The sequence below is a fragment of the Alteromonas sp. IB21 genome (assembly GCF_016405965.1).
Classification (GTDB): domain Bacteria; phylum Pseudomonadota; class Gammaproteobacteria; order Enterobacterales; family Alteromonadaceae; genus Alteromonas.
In genome coordinates, this window is record NZ_JAEFCD010000009.1 from 76,346 (window position 1) to 92,485 (window position 16,140).

The following is a 16,140-nucleotide window of genomic DNA, read 5'->3' on the forward strand; positions in this document are numbered from 1 at the left end:
TATGTAGCAGCACAAAAAGAGTGAGTCGTAACAAAGGTGTAAGAAAATATTTAAGTCATGGAGTCAGAGCACATTGAGTAGTGAAGGAAATGTACTCTGACCCAATTTTTTAAGCGGCTTCTATTTTTGTTGTGTCTTCAAGCTCTGTATCGCTGCCTCGGGTATCGCTTTTTGTTTGGCATGACTTGTCTGTAGTTTGGCTGTCGCGTACGTTCTTTTGTACCGTGATGGCTGCAAACAGGCTAAGCGTAAACGCCATGCCGAAAAAACCTTTCTCACTTAATAAAAGCTCGGCGTTCAGCAATCCGATAACTAACAATACAATGGCTGACCCGGTAGCTACTGCTGAAGCTAAAAAATATGCCTTAGTTGTAGGTACACCTTCCATGTTATCGCGTACCGTTTTTTGTAAGCTCACCACAGAAAACAAGCCAAATAACATAATGGTGAAGTAATAACCCTTTTCATTAAGCGCCATTGGGGCATTGTAAAGGCCGATAAAATAAGCGCTTACACCCACAATTAGGGCTGCCAGTGAAGCTATGCGAAATGCTTTCGTTGGTTTATTCTGAGTCTGCATTGTTAAATTCCTCGATAATAGTTGTCTCACCGTTACTCGCAAAAATAACTGCCTTTTCCGATAAATCATATTTCTGCATGTAACGAGCAAGGCTTCCAAATGTAGTGGTTTCCACCTTACGACCGTGATCGGACAGCGTCACCCCGTCGCTGAACATACTCGCCAAGCCAAGCTTTGCACGGCTCATGTTGACTTTTTGCGGCGTAAAATGTGCTTTTGCATTAGCTTTGAGCTGGGCTGTATCTGTGGTTGAGTACACCGCAGCGTTCAGCACATCTAATGTGTACTCGGTACAGTTTTGACGTTCGCTGTTAAACGGATTAGCAACCACTGAATAGCGTGGGTTATGCAGCAATTTTGCTTTATCTTCACTGTACATGCTTATAAGCGCTTGCTGCACTGGAATCGAGGGGATAATAAGGCCCGCTTCGAGCGCATAAGCACTCCAGAAAAAATCCACAGGGTAATCGGTAACTAGATAACTTACGTCTTGTTCATCAGCGTCTTGATACAAATTATGGATTGCATAACCTTTCGCTGTCTCTCCACTATCTAGCTGTATGCTTGAATAGATAGCAATGGCAGTGTGCGTGAAGCGAATGCCCTCCGGCATGTCTTCAATAGGTCTACCTCGTCTTGCTATAATAAAAGCGCGAGCACCTTGGCTTGCCGCATACTTTTCTACTTCTTTAGAAAAAATGGCAATGGCTTCTGGTGAAAACGAAGGTTTTCCGTGCTGCTGACTACCTGCCAAAGCTTGATTAGCGTTGGCAGTAAGTAGCACCAAAGCCACAGCCATTGAATACAAAAACGTTTTCATACTCTTCCCTGCTTAGATTTTCTCGACTTGCACTGAATAAGACCCACTTAAACCGCTCACTAATTTTTATGAAGTACTAGATGCACAACGCTTCGCTGTAGCAGTTTTTTACAAAGCTACAGCAATTTTTATAGCTTCCAGTCGCACTCCAAAGCGCTAGCAATTAATCACCGTTAGCGTTTAGTTGTGGTGGTAGTTATCGTGGTCGCTGTTGTGTTAGTTGTCGCAACGACTTTGTTTGGTGCTGGGTCTGCAGTAATGATTGTTTCGGTAATCACCAACGGCTGGTTATTATTAAAAGAGGAATGATGGCTAGCTCCGTGAGAACTGCGACTACTCTCGTCAATCACACTTTCAGCAACGGCGCTTCCCGCAACTACAGCACTGCCGGTTAGTATCACGGGAACAGCGACTACTGCACTCGCTACCGATGCTGTTGTTGCCAAGCCTTCAGATGCAGCAAGCGCGCTATGCTTACTGGCTTTGCCACTGTGGTCGATGGAATCATCTGCCATTACAGAATGAGTAAGAAGCGCACTACTTAATAGTGCAGTTAACATCAATGTTGAACGCGAATTTTTCATATCACTTGCTCCTAGTATGTAAAGGCGAGATGTGCCTGAACATGTTCTACACTAGAACCAAGAATAAATTTCGTAAACCACAATCGCTGATGTAGTATTAAATTACACCACAAGTATAAATATTTAATACCATGAGCCAAATTAATCTTGTTTACGACACGCTTAAGCAATGTTTACGAGAGCAGCGATTTACTTACAAACAGATCGCACAAAAACTGAACGTAAGCGAGGCAAGCGTAAAACGAAATTTTTCTCTACAGGCTTTCAGCCTAGATAAACTGGAACAGATTTGTGAATGCCTAAATTTTTCACTAAGCGACCTTTTTAGCCTGTCGCAAAAGCAGCAGGAAAAAATTTCCCAGCTGTCTGAACAACAAGAAATGGAGCTACTTGCCAATCCAAAATTACTGCTTGCGGCAGTATGTGTGCGTGATGGCTGGCGCTTTTCGGAAATAATCAAGCACTATGATATTTCTGAGGTAGAGGGCATTAAGCTAATGACCACCTTAGACAAACTTAAGCTTATAGAACTGTTACCGAATAACCGCTACAAGCTACTTATTGCGCAAAATTTTCGCTGGATCCCCGGCGGCCCGCTAGAGAAGTTTATGGAACAGGAAGTGATGGTGAAGTTTATGGATCCGAAGAAGAACGAACCGTGGATGTTTCGCTTTTACTTGCGAGGGCGCTATTCACAGAGCTCGGTTTCTATTATTCAGCGGCGTTTAGAGCAGCTTAGGCAAGAAGCAGCTAAACTGAGTAGCGAAGATAATGACTTACCTATTGAAGAGCGCCAACATGTGGGGTTACTTATGGCCATGCGGCCTTGGGAGCCTTCGCTTTTTGAAAACATGAAGCGAAAATAACCCCTCGAAGTATATTTGGGGGTCAGAGTACATTTCGTAGAAAAGTACTCCGACCCCACGGGCTTAGAGAAATGTACCCTGCCCCCGTTATTAAGAGGCGCTTCTTGCCTGTGTGGTATCTGGTACTCTGTTGGACAGCAGCAGGTATACGACACTGGCGATTATTAACCCTACGAACCACGCGTAGGCGTAAAGCGTATCGAAAATGGCTGGTACGCTGTCTACAAACCCTGCCGCGTGCATAAAGCCGGGTATATTAGGCAAAACACCAATGACAAGTGCAGCCACACCCGCCATGTTCCAACCGTTGTTCGAACCGTATTCACCTGAATGTTGAAACAGCGCATCAATGTTTAACGTCGATTTTCTTAAGATGAAATAATCAGCAATTAAAATACCCGCAATAGGTCCAAGTAGTGCAGAATATCCCGTAAGCCAGGTAAATAAATAACCTCCCGCGGTTTCAAGTAGCTTCCAAGGGAAAATAGCCACGCCGATACCTGCTGTTATATAGCCCCCCATTCTAAAGCTAATTTTAGACGGTGCCATGTTTGAAAACCCATAGGCAGGTGCTACCATGTTAGCCGCTAAGTTGGTGGTTAACGTCGCAAGCGCTAACGCCGCTAATGCAAACACCACGCCCATGCCTCCCATTCGACCAGCGAGAGCGACAGGGTCCCAGATGGCTTCGCCATAAATGGTAACCGTTGCCGAGGTTACCGCTACCCCGATAAAGGCAAACAATGCCATAGGTAACGGCAAGCCAATGGCTTGGCCTAACATTTGGTCTTTTTGTGATTTAGCGAAGCGTGTGAAGTCAGGTATGTTGAGCGCCATGGTAGCCCAAAACCCCACCATAGAAGTAAGACCTGCGAAAAACGCTGGCCAAAACTGCCCTTCTTTGGCACCACCTTCCACAAATTGTGACGGCGTGGATAGCATTTCACCAAAACCACCCGCCTTAATGTATGCCCAAGCAAGAAGCGCTAGGCCCATTAAGATCAAAAATGGTGCAGCGAAGGTTTCGAGCCAGCGTATAGACTCGGTACCGTGTTTTATAAATACCAAGTGCATCGCCCAGAAGGCAAAGAAGCATAACGTTTGAGTGATATCTATTCCTAAAACAGGGAGTGTTTGACCTACAAAGGCATCGCCGCTAATACTGTTTAAAATAACGTAGATGGCACTTCCCCCCACCCAAGTATTTATTCCAAACCAACCACATGCGACGAGACCTCGTGCTAACGCGGGTATTTTCGCCCCCTTGGTGCCAAACGCACTGCGCAGCAATACCGGAAAAGGTAAGCCGTATTTCGCGCCCGCGTGGCCAATTAACATCATGGGAACGAGCACGATGATATTGCCTAACAGCACCGTAATCACCGCTTGATACCAATTCATGCCTTCAGATACTAGGCCGGCAGATAAGAGATAAGTAGGTACGCACACCACCATGGCGACCCACAATGCCGCATAGTCTTTCCACCCCCAGGTTCTTGTTGCTTTGCTGGTTGGCGCTAAGTCTTCGTTCCATAAATCGCCATCGTAATGGGAAGGTTTTGTCATGGGTTGATTGTTGGTGTTATCCACGATCTCTTTCCTTGTTGAGTTTGTAGTGCTCATAGTGACATTTAACAAACGTTGCTTCTTGATAAAAAGTCGCTCTTCGCGAAGTCGTTTACTCACGTTTAGCTTATTAAATACAGCGTCTTTGCCTGTAAAACTGAAAGAAAAGCAAAAACACTGCCGTTTCGCGTGCTTTGATAAAGCTATACCTACATACCGTTTTGTACTTTTAGTATCTCTCCTAGTCACGCATGTTTTTTGGAGCTAAATTTGGCGCTTTATTCAATAGGAATAAAGCGCATTACTACTCAAATTAAAAATTACGCCTTACCGTTACGCCATAGGTTCTTGGCTTCGCATAGGATATTTGGCTGGTCCCATAAAAACCCGTCACGTCAAAGCCAATCAGTTCATGGTCTGAGTCGAACAGGTTGTCTACGTAGGCAGCTAAGCTCCATTTGTCTTGTCCGTCAACCCAAGTTAAACGGGTATCGGCAGTGGCATAGCTATCAATTTCATGAGCGGTAAAATTACGCGCGTTGTGAAAGGTTTCTGATTGATAGCTAGCTGACAACTGCGCTGCCATATTGCCGTTAAAGGCATCCCAGTTATAGCGAAGCATGGCAGACGCCTGAAATTCGGGGGTAAATGGCGGCGTTGTATCGGCAAAGTAACCTGAAGCCACTTCTAAATCTTCAACCACCGCATCGGTATAAGAGAAATTCACCATGACATCTACGCTGTCTGCTGGCGTTAAAAAGACCTCTAGTTCCACACCACTAAATGACGCTTCTTCATTGGTAACCACACCCGCGTTATTTACCCACGAAAACGATTGGTAATCGCTGTAGTCATAGTAAAAGACATTGGCATTAAACACGCCACTTCCCTGCATAAAGCTGTGCTTTAAGCCAGCTTCGTATGAAGTCAGCTCTTCAGGTTCATAAAAGCTAAATCCACCTGATAATGGTGCATTGAAACTGCCCGCTTTTACACCTCGATTTATACCGGCGTAGTAAAGACTATTGCCCACGCTATACTCTAATTGGAGTTTAGCTGACCATAAGTTTTGATCGTTTTGTTCATCCATTACCTCTAACGAGGCCGTGCTAGTATCAATTTCTATAATGCGATCGTTGGTATTTTCATTTTGATAAACATTACCCAAAAAGTCTTTGTTCTCGCGGGTATAGCGCAAGCCGCCCACTAAAACAAGGTCATCGGTTAAGCTATAGTCTACCTGTCCGAATACAGAGTAAGAATCAGTTTCAAGCGATACTAACGTATTGTTTTCTTCGCCACCTAAAAAGAAGGTAGTGGGTGAACCCGCTAACCCTTGACGGTAATCCGTATCGATAGAAAGGTAATAGAGCCCCCCAACCCACTTTAAATCTGCGGTTTCACCTGAGAAACGAAGCTCTTGGCTAAACTGTTCTATGGTGCTGTTAGATTGAAAGATGAGTTCTGGCGATGCCGTTTGATCGGAATCAAGGCCAACGGTACGCTTAAATTCTTTATAATCTGTCATAGCAAAGAAGTCGAAGTCTTCGAAGGCATAGTCTAACGTTGCCGCGAGGCCTTTTGATTTGATTTTGTTTTGATCGTCAAAGGCGAAGTCTTTGTTTACCTTATTGCCCGAACCGTCAGGGTCGAAGTTACCGTTGAAATCACCACCTTGAACGGGGCGGAAGGGGTCGCCGTTAAAGTTACCGTCTACACAAACGCCGGCTTGAATAGTGTCGCAGCCTAGCGGGTCATCGGCAGCGTAAATTACATCTATCACATTGCCATCAGCATCTTTTATCTCGGTGGTATTAACCACCTGATAAGGGCCTTCACTTTTTGTGGTATCAGACCAGTTACCGCTAAGAAGCAACGAGCCTTCCTCGCCAATATCAAACAACAGCTGGGCGCGGAACGCTTTGGTATCATCGTTGTAGCCGTCTTCCCCGCCGCCCACTGACCCCAAGCGCGTATCGGGCGCTGCGCCGTCTTCATAAATATTTTCGAGTATTTCACCTTGCTGATTGGTGAACCCAGAAAGGCGACCGTAAATGCCCTCTGCAATTTCACCAGAAATAGCACCTTCAAAGCGGTATTGGTCAAAGCGAGCCGCAGTGAATTCCCCGTAACCTTCTGTATCGGCGGTAGGTTTTGCAGTAACGGTATTAACCAAGCCTCCGGTGGCGTTACGGCCAAACAAGGTGCCCTGCGGGCCTTTGAGTATTTCTATACGGGCTACATCAAATAAGCCGAAGGTTTGCGCTTGGGTACTAGCAAGATATCCTCCGTCTACATAAACCGCTACCGGCGCTTCGGCCAAATCGGCGTAGTCGTTTTGCACCACACCTCGAATATTAAAGATAGCGCGCTGGCCACCAATATCACCAGCTAGCGACACACCTGGGGTAAAGGCGATAAGCTCGGTACTGCTTTCAAGACCTAAAGCCTCTAGCTGCTCTCCTGAAAAAGCGGTGATAGCGATACCCACATCGCTTATATTCTCGTTGCGCTTTTGCGCGGTAACTTCAATACTTTCCCAAACATTCTCTGCAGCAAAGGCCGCTGGCGCACTCAACGCCATCCCAACGGTTAACGCCAGCAGACGCTTGTGTGTGTTTAACGTATGCATGTTTTACTCTCGTTTATAGTTCTTTTTAACAAGCCTTGCGGCGGTGTTGTCCCGATATTTTTATAAGAGTAACGGTCGACGTGAACTGCTTATCGATTGCCACTAGGGTGCAAACCTAAGGCAGGACTGGAGAGGAACTGCCAAAGGTTTGCGGGTTTAAATTGTTATTATTAATGGCTTAGTGTTAAGCCTGGTTCCAGGCGTAATTTGTTGTGCTTTTTCCCAGCTAACGTTAGCTTTTACGACAAGATTTACTTAGCGAACTAACCGTTTTTTCGAAAAAACGCCTTGCTAGCTAGGAAAAGAAAAGCTCACTCCTTCTCGAACGCCACTTGAAGGCCAACGCTGGGTGATAGTTTTGCGCTTGGTATAAAAGCGAACGCCGTCTGGGCCGTATGCATGAAGGTCACCAAACAGTGAACGCTTCCATCCGCCAAAACTGTGATAAGAAACGGGTACCGGCAGCGGTACGTTAATACCTACCATGCCCACTTGAATGTTGTCAGAAAAGTAACGGGCAGCTTCGCCATCCCGTGTGAATATGCAGGTGCCGTTGCCGTATTCATGCTCGTCGATGAGCTGCATGGCTTGCTCCATACTTTCAACCCGCATGACTTGCAATACAGGGCCAAAAATCTCAGCCTTGTAGCTGGTCATTTCCGGCGTGACGTTATCGATAAGGGTTGCGCCCAAGAAAAATCCGGTTTCATAGCCTTCAACGGTGGGGCTTCGTCCATCCACCACCACGTTAGCGCCTTGCTCAGCGGCACTGGTGATATAACCTTCTACTTTCTCTTTGTGCTGTAGAGTAATAAGCGGACCAAAATCGTTAGATGCATCGTCAAATGCCCCCACTTTCAAGTCTTTCATGGCTGTTTGCATTTTATCTACAATTTTGTCGGCCACCTCATCGCCCACCGCTACCACTACTGATAACGCCATACAGCGCTCGCCGGAAGAACCGAAAGCTGCGCCAAGCAACTGGTTTACCGCGTTATCAATGTCAGCATCTGGCATAACAATAGCGTGGTTTTTAGCACCGCCTAAGGCTTGGCAGCGCTTGCCGTTCGCGTTTGCTTTTGAATAGATATATTCAGCAATAGGCGTAGAGCCTACAAAACTCACTGCTTTAATGCGTTCATCATCAAGAATTTGATCAACGGCTTCTTTATCGCCATTCACCACATTAAATACGCCATCAGGTAGCCCGGCTTCTTTGAGTAGCTTAGCTAAGAAAATAGCGCAGCTTGGGTCGCGCTCTGAAGGCTTGAGTACAAATGTATTTCCGCACACTATGGCAAGCGGGAACATCCAAAGCGGCACCATAGCGGGAAAGTTGAATGGCGTAATGCCGGCAACCACACCAAGGGGCTGAAACTCACTCCACGAATCGATGCTAGGCCCAACATTCTTACTGTGCTCGCCTTTAAGCAACTGTGGTGCACCACAGGCAAACTCTACGTTCTCGATACCACGCTGCAGTTCTCCTGCCGCATCGTGGCTTATTTTTCCGTGCTCCGCGCCAATAAGCGCGGTTATCTCTTCAGCATGCTCTTCCAGTAAACTTTTGAATTTAAACATGATGCGAGCGCGCTTGCTAACCGGGGTATTCCGCCATTGAGGGAACGCTTGCTGTGCGCTCACAATGGCATCGTTCACCGTGGCTTTCGATGCCAGTAAAACCAGTTTTTCTGCTTCCCCCGTTGCCGGGTTATAGACATCTTGCATGCGCCCTTTCGGCGTGCAGGTTTCACCATTTATAAAGTGGCCTACTACTTTCATTTCAAATCTAATCCTTTAGTTATGCGTCTTTACACGCGCTGTGATAGCCACGCTGATAATATAAAAGTGCGTCGGCCTCTGGGTCTTGCTTAATGTCTACCACCTGACAGAAAAGCACATCGTGTGTGGCCACACTTTTTACATCTGTGATAATGCAGTCAAAGCTAACCGCCGCATCCGCTAACCGCGGGCAACCGGTTGCAGACTCTACCCACTCACCAATTTCAAAGCGTTCATTCATGGGCGCTTTGCCACCAAAGGTATTAGAAATAGATTGATGCTGCGAAGTCAGCGTGTTGATAACCAAGTGCGTGCTGTTTTTAAACACCTGATGCACAGAGGCGCTTCGGTTTAAGCACACTAGCAGTGTGGCGGGATTATCGCTTACGCTGCACACCGCTGTGGCGGTAAAGCCTGCTCGCCCCTCTGGGCCATTTGTTGTAACGACATTTACGGCTGCCGCTAAGCTAGACATGCCTTGACGGTATGCCTCTGGGGTTACCGGGGGAAGCACTTCTGTTACTGCGTTTTTTATTGCGGTAATAGTCATACGTATATCCTTTTTCGTTAGCGTTACAGTATTTGACAAGCTTGTTCGAAGCTTAAGCGAGGCAAACGTTTATGGACTTTCTCGCCGTCGCCATAGCCGATGTTCAGTAAGAAGTTCACCTTCCACGTGCTATCTGAAAAGAAAGTCTCGTTGAGTAATTTGGGGTTAAAGCCAGACATGGCACCGGCATCGAGCCCAAGTGCGCGGACAGCGCTAATTAAATACGCGCCCTGCATTGAGCTGTTTCGCATCGCCGTTTCATAAGCCGCTTCTGGGCTTGAGGTAAACCAGCTCTTAGCGTCTGCATAAGGAAATAGCGTAGGTAATTCTTCATAGAACTCTTCATCATAAGCCACAATAACCGTACAAGGGGCTGTCATGGTTTGCTCAACATTACCGCTTGAAAGACAAGGTTTGAGTTTCTCCCGCCCTTCATCTGACGTAATAAAAACAAAGCGCGCCGGGCTGCAGTTTGCCGATGTCGAGCCTACTTTCACTAAGTCATAAAGCCGCTTTAGCACGGCCTCATCTATCTTTTTATCTAGCCAGGTGGTGTGGGTGTGTGCATCACTAAATAGCTGGGCTAGACCACTTTCGCTAATAGGGTCTTTTGTTCCAATTTCAGTTGTCTCTGATACCGTCATTTCAAATTCTTTCCAGTGTTTTAAGTTGTTCGACAAAGTCTTAAATGACTTTGATAGCAACGCTTGTGTAGGAGCACGGCTTGCGACTACGCTACGCGCTGCAAATATTCCAATACCAATTTATTAAATGCATCAGGCACAGTAATGCTTGAGGCATGACCGCCATATTCCATCACCGACAGTTCGGCATTAGGCATGCGGTCTACTAACATCTGAGAGCGCTGCCAGGGCACTAGGGTGTCGTCTTTGTTCGCCAGCGCAAATGTTGGGGTGGTGATGCCCTTTAACTTGTCATCAATATCAAACGTGCTAAGTGCGCCAATACGAGCAAGCAAGTTATTCACGTTGGGAAAGTGGTTAAGCAAGTGTGCCTCTTCCTCTTCCAAGTGCTCGGCGTTTTGGGCTATCCAGTCAGGCGGAAACAGAAGTAACGCCTGTAGCTGTAGGTACATATCTTTTCTATCTGCTGCCAATAAGGCTTTGCGTATGTCAAAGCAGCGCAGCGTGTGCGGGTTTGGACTACTCCATGCGTTTACTAGAACCATGCTTTTAAGCAAATCAGGCTGAGTTAACGCAAGCTGAAGCCCTACCAAGCCACCAAGCGCGTGACCAACGAAGTGACATTGCTGCACCTCAAGTTTTTTCAGCAGTACATCGAGTTCATCCGCCATGTGCAAAATGCTGTATTCACTGCACAAATCAGCCTCGCTCTTATTGGTACCAAGCTGGTCGTAAGTGATTACTCGGTAGCCTTGGGTAAAGTCAGCCAATTGGGGCTGCCAAAACTTAGCTGCGCCACCTAGCCCCGAACTAAAAACAACGGTTGGCGCATCTGGCGACGTTAGCCCGTGAATTTCGTAATGTAACTTGCTGCGCATTTCGCTTTTCATACTGGTGCCGCCGGCCTGCATTTCAGAAGGCATAGAGCTCACCTACATAGAACCAGTGGGCACAGTTAGCGGGGAGTCCAAACATAACCGCTTACCCTATGTGCGCGACAGAAGCGATTTCTATTAAGGCTTCTGGCTTTACCAGGCCAACCTTAATGCAATAGCGCGCTGGCTTTTCACGCGGGAAGTATTCGGCATACACTTTGTTTACCGCCGCATAGTTGTCCCAATCCGTAATGAAGATAGAGTTAAAGGTCACATCTTCCATGGTGCCACCGGCTTCTTGAATAACGCTTTTGATGGTTTCTAACACGTGGCGTGTTTGCGCTTCGGCGTCGCCCACGTGAACCACGTCATTGTTTTCGTCAAACGGTAACGTACCCGACACATATAAAATGTTGTCAGCCATAGACCCTGGAACAAAAGGGGCTATCGGTGTAGACGTACCTGCTGGAATAATCGCTTTCTTTGGCATGTTTTCATCCTTCTCGTTGCGCTATCTATGCATAGCTACTTTGCTTAGCGCTTATAAATGGTTTCTTTCAATTTGTGCTTAGTGCTTTACCGCGCTGCTTTGTTGTACGTGGCGAGCCTTGGCCAATAAAACACCGCCTAACTCGCCCCCTCAAACACTTCACAGAACTGGGCTGTGGTAGATACCCATCCGAAGAATGTTTGAATATTAAAAAGTGAGGCCTCATGTATTTCAGGAGGGCCGGCTTGATAGGCTGCATCAGCAAGTACTACCCCAAAGTACTCTAAGTGAAATCCATCGCGTAAGGTGGATTCCACACACACATTGGTGGCAATGCCGGTAAACACCAGGTTACGGATACCGCGGGCCCGCAGCATGCTGTCTAAATTGGTGTTGTAAAAACCGCTGTAGCGGGTCTTCGGAATAACGATATCGCCCTCTTGCGGTTTTAGCGCATCCACAAGCGCATAGTCCCAAGTGCCTTTGGCAAGCAAACTACCCTTAAGTTCTGGCTGTTTGCGCATGGTTTTAAGGGCATTCGATTTGTACCAGTTCGGTGAACCGGGGCCGCCAGCCTCTTTATAATCGGCATCCCAACCGTTTTGTAAGAAGACTACCGGCATACCTGCAGCGCGAGCGGTATCCAGCACCTTGACGGTATTGGCTATCACAGGTTCGGTCGTTGACACATCAAACCCAGCCTTATCTAAATACCCGTTTTTGCTAGCGTATGCGTTTTGTAAATCCACTACGATAACGGCGGTCTCACTGGGGTTTAACGTTAAAGGTTCAGGTTTAGCGGGCAATACAGGCTGCCCGGTTTGGCGTTCCTGAAAACAGCCTGATACTTCAAACACATCACCGGTTGGCATTAAGCAGCTCCTGATGTGTTTAGCAGGTGCTGGCGCGACTTCATCAGTGGCTGAATTTTAGTACCGAAGTCATCCATACCTTTCAAGAAATCATCAAACGTGAGCAGTACCCCTTCACAACCCGGAACTGTCGCGATTTCATCGAGCATTGAAGCTACCGACTCATACGAGCCAACTAGCGTTCCCATATTCAGGTTAACTGCAGACGTGGGGTTGGTCATATCGCGAATGTTAGTGTCTTTGCCCGACTTCTTATCAGCGGCACCTTGGGTTGCCATCCAATCTAAAGCCGACTGATCTTTTCCGTCTTTATAGCTTTCCCACTTTGCCATGGCTTTTTCGTCGGTTTCATCAGCAATGACCATGATAAGTACCGCAGAACCTACGCTACGACCGTGTTTTTCAGCTGCTTCGGTTAAGCGCGCTGCAGTGGGTGCGAATGCGGTGGGCGTATTCACACCTTTGCCAAAGCAGAAGTTATAGTCGGCGTGGCGGGCAGAGAAATCCATACCCGCGGCACTTTGGCCCGCGCAGATAAGCGGTATCTTACGCTGAGGTTTAGGCAGCATTCGGCAGTCATCCATTTGGAAGTGCTCGCCTTTAAAATCACTTTTCCCTGTTTCCCACAGCTCTTTAACCACCGTGATGTATTCATCAAGGTACTCATAGCGATTACCAAAGAATTCGTCGCCAGGCCACATGCCCATTTGGGAGTACTCGGGCCGCTGCCACCCGGTAACTAAGTTCACGCCAAAGCGGCCGTTAGAAATGGAATCGATAGTGGTTGCCATACGCGCCATAATCGCTGGCGGTAAAACTAACGTGGCGGCTGTGGCATATAGCTGAATTTTTGAAGTAACGGCAGCAAGACCGGCCATTAGGGTGAACGATTCTAAGTTGTAATCCCAAAACTCCGTTTCACCCCCAAATCCTCGTAACTTGATCATCGAGAGTGCGAAATCCATATCGTACTTTTCAGCCTTCATCACAATCTCTTTATTAAGATCGAACGTTGGTTTGAACTGAGGTGAATTTTTAGAAATTAACCAGCCGTTGTTACCAATCGGAATAAATACACCAATATCCATGTTGTTCCCTCTGCTTGTATGCGTTTTGAGCGGTTTACCCCGCTTTTTTTAAGGTTGCCGAATTCAAAACAGTGAAGTGGCAGTATGCCTAGTGAACAGCATAAAGCAGGCCAATCCATTAACCTTTTATTTATCATAGGCTTAATAAAATCCCAAAATTGAAATTAGACCTGTTGGTTCATTTTGGAACATCAAGTCCAGTGCAACTGAACTTAATTGGTGCATTATTATGCAAATGGGTTTATGGCAAGGAAAACTCCGCGTAAACTAGGCTCCAGATCGCAGAAATCCGATTAAGAAGAATTGAGAAGTGAGTAAATCTGAAGGATACGTAAGTACAAAAACAGCGAGAGCATTTAGCCCTACAACCCAAAAGCGACGTGAAAAGGCGCTCTTAGAAAAGCGCACGCGCATTATGGATGCAGCGCTATCTCTGTTTGCAAAAAACGGCGTAAGCGGTACGACGGTAGAGCAAGTCTCTGAGTTAGCGAATGTCTCCAAGAGTAACTTACTCTATTACTTTAAAAGTAAAGACGGTCTTTACTTATCGGTAATCACCCACCTGCTGGATGTATGGTTAACGCCATTGCAAAGCTTTTCTGCAGATCAAGAGCCCATTGAAACACTCAGTGAATACATAAAAGTCAAACTTGAAATGTCGAGAGACAACCCCGCCGAATCAAAGCTTTTTTGTATGGAAGTGGTGCAAGGTGCCCCCCTGCTGTTAAAAGAATTAGAAACGCCGCTTAAAGCATTGCTGGATGCAAAAAGTGCCGTCATCAACGAATGGATTAATGCCGGCAAGCTAAAATCTGTCGACCCCATACATTTGATATTCAGTATTTGGGCCATTACTCAACACTACGCTGATTTCAGCGTGCAGATAAAAGCTGTTACCGGAAAAGACCTAAGCGATCCCGCTTTCTTCGATTCCACGCTGAGTAATATTCAGCATATTATCTTAGACGGGTTAAAACCCGCGTAGCGCTTGGTTAGTTAATTGTGTAGAGGTGAGAAGCCATAGTTAAGTTAGCCGTATAGGGTAAGTGCTAGGTCGTTTGGAAATCTATTTGCCGTTACTTACAATGGCAATAGTGATGAGTTCTCTTTTAGAAAACATTCAAGGCGCTCAACACATGTGATAGCCACGCCACCGTAACGCTTTTCAATCAACTGTAAATCATAGAGCTTAGTTAACGACTTATGCGCGGTAAGTACTGTAACACCTAACCTTTCCGCATAGTCGCTTTGCCGCAAGGGCATAAAAACCTGCTGAGACGTGAGGTAAGATTGATAAATAAGTTTGGCTAACTGAACGTGAGTAGGCAAACGTCGAATATCGTCTAACCTTTCTAATGCAGCGTGAAGCTTTATTGCCAGTGAACGGGTGATGAATTCAGAAATCGCGGGGTGCTGACTGATTAGCGAACGAAAAGCGGGCTCTGGCACTTGTATTATTTTGCATTCCGTTAACGCTTGTGCGTGATGCGTTCTTGCAAGTGATGCATAGAGTGTGAATTCCCCGAACGTATCCCCCTTTCTTAACACTGTAGTAATTTGATAGCTACCGTCTAAACCATAATTACCTACCTTTATCTCTCCTGATAAAACAATAGACAATCCTTTGTTTCTGCTTCCCCTATCGTGAATCGCCGAAGTAGCCGCGTAGGCTCTTACCGTTCCAAAAGATAGGCAAATTTGAATGTAATCGTCAAGCATAACGGTTTGCTGTATGCCGTGAATGTAAGACATGAAGGAAGAATCTATATAAGTATATATTCTTAAATGTTAACGCAATGTAAATTGCTCGGCAACATTCAAATAGCAGGTAATACAATAATGAATTATCAGTGGGCAATTTTGGCGGTGTTCATCACCTTTGCGCTGTTGGAAGCAAAAAACGGTAGGCTATTTAAAAAGGCCAGCGAAGTCAGTGATGATGGGAAGGTAGAGCTTATCGGTACGTTGCTTTTGTTTGTGGTAACCCAACCTTTTGTTCTGTTTAGTTCTGCCGCCATCATGGCATTAGCCTTTCCTCAGCTTCAAGGTGCACTTGCCGACTCGCCAGTCCTGATACACATCGCGTTGCTATTGATATTCGATGACATGATGCAATACTGGTGGCACAGGCTTTCGCACTCAACCCGATTTCTCTACAACTTACACCGAGCCCACCACAACGCCAAATATATGAGCGTTCGCATCATCTATAGGAACAACTTTTTCTATTACTTATTTATGCCATCGCTTTGGTTTTCTGGCGCGCTAATCTATATGGGATTGGGTTGGACCTACGCCCTTTATTTAGTGGTTAAGCTTACTGTGATAACTGGCGCTCATGCAGAATGGAAGTGGGATAGATTGCTATATCAAACACCATGGCTACATCCGATTGCTTGGGTGGTAGAGCGCACTATATCAACGCCATCTACACACAGTGCCCACCATGGCTTAAAAGGGGATGATGGCATTACCAATTACAAAGGTAATTATGGAAATCTGTTATTCTTTTGGGATGTGCTATTTGGTACCGCTAAAATCACGCGCCAATATCCTGCGCAATACGGCATAGAGGGCATGTTTTACGCTAACTGGAAAGAGCAACTGATATGGCCGCTATATAAGACGCCGAGAAAGCCAAAGCAGGTAGAAGCTCAAACCGCCAGTGAGGATTTACCTGCCCTTGACTCAGAACCGCAAACAATGCACCAGACAGCGAAGAACAATGCTTAATGTGACGTTAAAAGATTGTAGAGGTAGAGTCATAACTCTACCCCCATAATCTAATAAG

The 16,140-nt window shown here is 46.2% G+C and carries 16 protein-coding genes; 3 read left to right on the plus strand and 13 right to left on the minus strand.

Annotated features, from left to right (window positions below):
- Positions 1-109: 109 nt before the first annotated feature.
- The 3 genes from yiaA to JC525_RS08215 all read right to left on the minus strand — a co-directional run bounded on the left by yiaA (position 110) and on the right by JC525_RS08215 (position 1,984).
- Positions 110-580 carry an inner membrane protein YiaA gene (gene yiaA / locus JC525_RS08205; RefSeq protein WP_198815387.1) on the minus strand — a complete coding sequence of 157 codons (471 nt, stop codon included), beginning with the start codon at positions 578-580 and terminating at the stop codon, positions 110-112.
- Positions 564-1,400 (minus strand): DUF2145 domain-containing protein, encoded by an 837-nt coding sequence (locus JC525_RS08210; RefSeq protein ID WP_198815388.1) that lies wholly within the window; start codon positions 1,398-1,400, stop codon positions 564-566. Before JC525_RS08210 ends, yiaA begins: the two co-directional genes overlap by 17 nt.
- Positions 1,401-1,573: 173 nt before the next feature.
- Positions 1,574-1,984 (minus strand): hypothetical protein, encoded by a 411-nt coding sequence (locus JC525_RS08215; protein WP_198815389.1) that lies wholly within the window; start codon positions 1,982-1,984, stop codon positions 1,574-1,576.
- A 131-nt stretch (positions 1,985-2,115) separates the two neighbouring features.
- On the opposite strand from JC525_RS08215, the gene JC525_RS08220 reads away from it, so the two are divergent.
- Positions 2,116-2,850, plus strand: a complete 735-nt coding sequence (locus tag JC525_RS08220) for a helix-turn-helix domain-containing protein (RefSeq protein WP_198815390.1) — start codon at positions 2,116-2,118, stop codon at positions 2,848-2,850.
- Between the two features lie 90 nt (positions 2,851-2,940).
- On the opposite strand, the gene JC525_RS08225 is transcribed toward JC525_RS08220, so the two are convergent.
- The 9 genes from JC525_RS08225 to rutA form a co-directional block, all read right to left on the minus strand.
- Positions 2,941-4,440, minus strand: a complete 1,500-nt coding sequence (locus JC525_RS08225; protein ID WP_198815391.1) for an NCS1 family nucleobase:cation symporter-1 — start codon at positions 4,438-4,440, stop codon at positions 2,941-2,943.
- A 289-nt stretch (positions 4,441-4,729) separates the two neighbouring features.
- The gene (locus JC525_RS08230) at positions 4,730-7,048 is read right to left on the minus strand and encodes a TonB-dependent receptor (protein WP_198815392.1); all 2,319 of its coding nucleotides are present in this window, start codon (positions 7,046-7,048) and stop codon (positions 4,730-4,732) included.
- 291 nt (positions 7,049-7,339) lie between these two features.
- Entirely contained in the window at positions 7,340-8,830 is a 1,491-nt protein-coding gene (locus JC525_RS08235; RefSeq protein ID WP_198815393.1) for a CoA-acylating methylmalonate-semialdehyde dehydrogenase, read from the minus strand.
- 19 nt (positions 8,831-8,849) lie between these two features.
- On the minus strand, positions 8,850-9,380 hold the full coding sequence (locus JC525_RS08240) for a flavin reductase (protein WP_198815394.1): 531 nt from the start codon (positions 9,378-9,380) through the stop codon (positions 8,850-8,852).
- Between the two features lie 23 nt (positions 9,381-9,403).
- Positions 9,404-10,024 (minus strand): malonic semialdehyde reductase, encoded by a 621-nt coding sequence (locus JC525_RS08245; RefSeq protein ID WP_198815395.1) that lies wholly within the window; start codon positions 10,022-10,024, stop codon positions 9,404-9,406.
- A gap of 86 nt (positions 10,025-10,110) precedes the next feature.
- Positions 10,111-10,947, minus strand: a complete 837-nt coding sequence (rutD, locus tag JC525_RS08250) for a pyrimidine utilization protein D (RefSeq protein WP_198815396.1) — start codon at positions 10,945-10,947, stop codon at positions 10,111-10,113.
- 58 nt (positions 10,948-11,005) lie between these two features.
- Positions 11,006-11,389 carry a pyrimidine utilization protein C gene (gene rutC / locus JC525_RS08255; RefSeq protein ID WP_198815397.1) on the minus strand — a complete coding sequence of 128 codons (384 nt, stop codon included), beginning with the start codon at positions 11,387-11,389 and terminating at the stop codon, positions 11,006-11,008.
- A 137-nt stretch (positions 11,390-11,526) separates the two neighbouring features.
- Positions 11,527-12,261 carry a pyrimidine utilization protein B gene (gene rutB / locus JC525_RS08260; RefSeq protein WP_233095067.1) on the minus strand — a complete coding sequence of 245 codons (735 nt, stop codon included), beginning with the start codon at positions 12,259-12,261 and terminating at the stop codon, positions 11,527-11,529.
- A complete protein-coding gene (rutA, locus tag JC525_RS08265) occupies positions 12,261-13,349 on the minus strand; it encodes a pyrimidine utilization protein A (protein WP_198815398.1) in 1,089 nt (362 codons plus the stop codon). Before rutA ends, rutB begins: the two co-directional genes overlap by 1 nt.
- Positions 13,350-13,659: 310 nt before the next feature.
- Between rutA and rutR the strand changes: the two genes are divergently transcribed.
- Positions 13,660-14,334, plus strand: coding sequence for an HTH-type transcriptional regulator RutR (gene rutR / locus JC525_RS08270; protein ID WP_198815399.1), 675 nt, complete (start codon positions 13,660-13,662; stop codon positions 14,332-14,334).
- A gap of 95 nt (positions 14,335-14,429) precedes the next feature.
- Here rutR and JC525_RS08275 read toward each other — a convergent pair whose 3' ends face one another.
- Complete coding sequence (locus tag JC525_RS08275; RefSeq protein ID WP_198815400.1) at positions 14,430-15,101, minus strand: Crp/Fnr family transcriptional regulator; 672 nt, start codon at positions 15,099-15,101, stop codon at positions 14,430-14,432.
- Between the two features lie 87 nt (positions 15,102-15,188).
- Between JC525_RS08275 and JC525_RS08280 the strand changes: the two genes are divergently transcribed.
- Positions 15,189-16,082: a sterol desaturase family protein gene (locus JC525_RS08280; protein ID WP_233095068.1), complete on the plus strand. Its 894-nt coding sequence runs from the start codon at positions 15,189-15,191 to the stop codon at positions 16,080-16,082.
- The last annotated feature ends 58 nt before the right edge of the window (positions 16,083-16,140 follow it).

Excerpts from the sequence above, each read along its gene's own strand:
- rutD (WP_198815396.1), bottom strand. The coding sequence starts at position 10,947 with ATGCCTTCTGAAATGCAGGCCGGCGGCACCAGTATGAAAAGCGAAATG.
- rutB (WP_233095067.1), bottom strand. The coding sequence starts at position 12,261 with ATGCCAACCGGTGATGTGTTTGAAGTATCAGGCTGTTTTCAGGAACGC.
- JC525_RS08245 (WP_198815395.1), bottom strand. The coding sequence starts at position 10,024 with ATGACGGTATCAGAGACAACTGAAATTGGAACAAAAGACCCTATTAGC.
- rutA (WP_198815398.1), bottom strand. The coding sequence starts at position 13,349 with ATGGATATTGGTGTATTTATTCCGATTGGTAACAACGGCTGGTTAATT.
- yiaA (WP_198815387.1), bottom strand. The coding sequence starts at position 580 with ATGCAGACTCAGAATAAACCAACGAAAGCATTTCGCATAGCTTCACTG.
- JC525_RS08220 (WP_198815390.1), top strand. The coding sequence starts at position 2,116 with ATGAGCCAAATTAATCTTGTTTACGACACGCTTAAGCAATGTTTACGA.
- rutC (WP_198815397.1), bottom strand. The coding sequence starts at position 11,389 with ATGCCAAAGAAAGCGATTATTCCAGCAGGTACGTCTACACCGATAGCC.
- JC525_RS08215 (WP_198815389.1), bottom strand. The coding sequence starts at position 1,984 with ATGAAAAATTCGCGTTCAACATTGATGTTAACTGCACTATTAAGTAGT.
- JC525_RS08280 (WP_233095068.1), top strand. The coding sequence starts at position 15,189 with ATGAATTATCAGTGGGCAATTTTGGCGGTGTTCATCACCTTTGCGCTG.
- JC525_RS08230 (WP_198815392.1), bottom strand. The coding sequence starts at position 7,048 with ATGCATACGTTAAACACACACAAGCGTCTGCTGGCGTTAACCGTTGGG.
- JC525_RS08240 (WP_198815394.1), bottom strand. The coding sequence starts at position 9,380 with ATGACTATTACCGCAATAAAAAACGCAGTAACAGAAGTGCTTCCCCCG.
- JC525_RS08275 (WP_198815400.1), bottom strand. The coding sequence starts at position 15,101 with ATGTCTTACATTCACGGCATACAGCAAACCGTTATGCTTGACGATTAC.
- JC525_RS08235 (WP_198815393.1), bottom strand. The coding sequence starts at position 8,830 with ATGAAAGTAGTAGGCCACTTTATAAATGGTGAAACCTGCACGCCGAAA.
- JC525_RS08210 (WP_198815388.1), bottom strand. The coding sequence starts at position 1,400 with ATGAAAACGTTTTTGTATTCAATGGCTGTGGCTTTGGTGCTACTTACT.